This window comes from Aeromonas sp. R3-1 (genome assembly GCF_040908345.1).
Classification (GTDB): Bacteria; Pseudomonadota; Gammaproteobacteria; order Enterobacterales; family Aeromonadaceae; genus Aeromonas; species Aeromonas veronii.
Map to the genome: position 1 here is coordinate 1 of NZ_JBFODN010000073.1, position 1,986 is coordinate 1,986.

General features: G+C 60.7%; 4 protein-coding genes. All 4 read right to left on the reverse strand.

The annotated features are described in order from the left end of the window. On the reverse strand, nt 1-414 hold a 414-nt coding region (locus AB5Y85_RS04365), incomplete at its 3' end, for a BON domain-containing protein (RefSeq protein ID WP_368221233.1). 4 nt (nt 415-418) lie between these two features. Then, a complete protein-coding gene (locus AB5Y85_RS04370; protein ID WP_005336275.1) occupies nt 419-1,009 on the reverse strand; it encodes an SIS domain-containing protein in 591 nt (196 codons plus the stop codon). Between the two features lie 9 nt (nt 1,010-1,018). Continuing rightward, nucleotides 1,019-1,411 (reverse strand): YraN family protein, encoded by a 393-nt coding sequence (locus AB5Y85_RS04375; protein ID WP_085941981.1) that lies wholly within the window; start codon nt 1,409-1,411, stop codon nt 1,019-1,021. Continuing rightward, nucleotides 1,332-1,986, reverse strand: a 655-nt coding sequence (locus tag AB5Y85_RS04380) for a penicillin-binding protein activator (protein ID WP_368221234.1), incomplete at its 5' end; no start/stop codon positions are given. The genes AB5Y85_RS04380 and AB5Y85_RS04375, both read right to left, overlap by 80 nt.

Below are 1,986 nucleotides of genomic sequence, written 5' to 3' on the forward strand. Positions count from 1 at the left end.
GCCGAACATATCGGCTTTCACCTTGGAGGTGATCCAGGAGTCATTGCTGCGGGTGGTGAAACTGGCAGGTTGGCCGATGCGCAATTCGTTGTAGACGTGGCGAACCCCTTCGATGCGACTGACAATTTTGCCCGCCTCAATCTTGTAAACGTCAGAAGGTGTCTGGCCGACCAGCAGGACGCGGCCATTGTTGCTGTAGACGCTGATCTTGCTGGCTGCGCTGAGGGGTTTGTTGTCGGCCAGCAGATTGGCCGCTTTCAACTCGATGGTCTGGTCATCCCACTGCGCGCCCAGCGTTCGGCGATCGCCAGAGGCCTTGGCAGTCCCTGCGGCGCCGCCAACAACCAGGGCTGCGCAGCCTTGCAGCAGCAGGGTGCTAACCAGCAGACCGAGCAGGATAGTGTGCTTTTTCATGGTTTCAATCTTCCTGTTGCGGGAAAAGTGTCTGGTCGATGAGATCACACAGGCAGTGCAGGGTCAACAGGTTCACTTCCAGAATGCGAGGGCGACGGGCGGAGGGAACACGGATCTCCACATCGTTCGGGCCGAGCAGACCTGCCATTTCGCCACCGTCACCCCCGCTCAGCACCACTATGGTCATGTCGCGGGAGAGGGCGGCTTCAGCGGCCTTGATCAGGCTGCGGCTGTGGCCAGAGGTGGTGATGACCACCAGAATGTCGCCAGGCTGGCCCAGCGCGCGGATCTGCTTGGCGTAGACCTCTTCAAAACCGTGATCGGTGGCGATGGCGCTGATGGTTGCCATGTCCGGGGTCAGGGCCATGCCGGGCAGGGAGGGGCGCTGGGTCTCGTAGCAGTTGACCAGCTCGGAGATGAACAGTTGCGCCAGTGCGGCAGAAGGACCGTTACCGCATGCCAGCACCTTGTGGCCATTGAGCAGGCAGATGGTGATCATCTGGGCTGCAGTATGGATGGCATCCGGCAGCGCCTCGGCGGCGGCTATCTTGGTCTGGATGCTTTCGGTGTAGTTCTCTTTGATGCGGTCAGTCATAGGGTCCTCTTAAAATGCGTTCTGGATCCAGGCTGGCTGGTCGCCCTCGAACGCAATCACATCGAATCGGCAGGCCTGATTGGCCTCGTTGATGGCATGTTGCTTCAAATAGTGGCGCGCTGCCAGCATGATCTTGTGCTGTTTGCTGCGGGTGACCGAGCTGGCGGCCCCGCCATGGCTGCCGGTAGCCCGGTAGCGCACCTCAACAAACACCAGGGTCTGGCCCTGGTGCATGATGAGATCTATTTCACCGCCACGACAGCGGTAGTTGCGAGCTACCGGTTGCAGGCCCCGAGCCTGCAACCAGCGTTCAGCGACTTGTTCAAAGTGCTGTCCCTTGCTCGTTGGTGAGGGGAACAGGCTCGGCAACTGCTGGCGCATCCGTTTCCATAGTTCCTTCATTGGAGGGCTCCTCCAGTTGCTGAACGGCGTTCTCGTCGACCAGTTTTCCGTTCTGGTAAGTACCCCAGCTCAGCATCCGCACGATATTGCCCTGGGCATCCACGCTCAGCTGACCGCTCATGCCGGCCTGCTGCATGCCACCCACCTTGCGCATCTGCTGCAGGTTCTCAGCCAGGCTGACGGCATCGTAGCCCATGGCAAACAGACGCAGCAGGTCGCCCTGGGTCTGCGGCCAGAGCAGGGCGATTTGCTCGCGCTGTTTCTCGTAGCCACCCAGCAGCAGCGGCATATCGGCGATATGCATGCCGTTGAGCTCGGAGGCGACCTCGGTGGCGGCGCTGTCGTAGCCACGGGAGCTGGTGTAGATGGGCAGGCTGCCCATCGGATTGACCGAGACATCCACGTAGGGCTTGATCATCCGGGTTTCCAGGCTGTTGGCCACCACGTAAACGGCATCGATGCTGCGCGGTGCGGCATCAGAGAGTTGCACCACTTCACCGGCACGGGCGGTAGAGCGGCCGCTCAGGGCATTCTTGACCATCCCCTGTACTTCGTTACGGGCACCGAAGGTGGCA

Coding starts and splice junctions, on each gene's coding strand:
- AB5Y85_RS04370 (WP_005336275.1), bottom strand. CDS start 1,009: ATGACTGACCGCATCAAAGAGAACTACACCGAAAGCATCCAGACCAAG.
- AB5Y85_RS04375 (WP_085941981.1), bottom strand. CDS start 1,411: ATGAAGGAACTATGGAAACGGATGCGCCAGCAGTTGCCGAGCCTGTTC.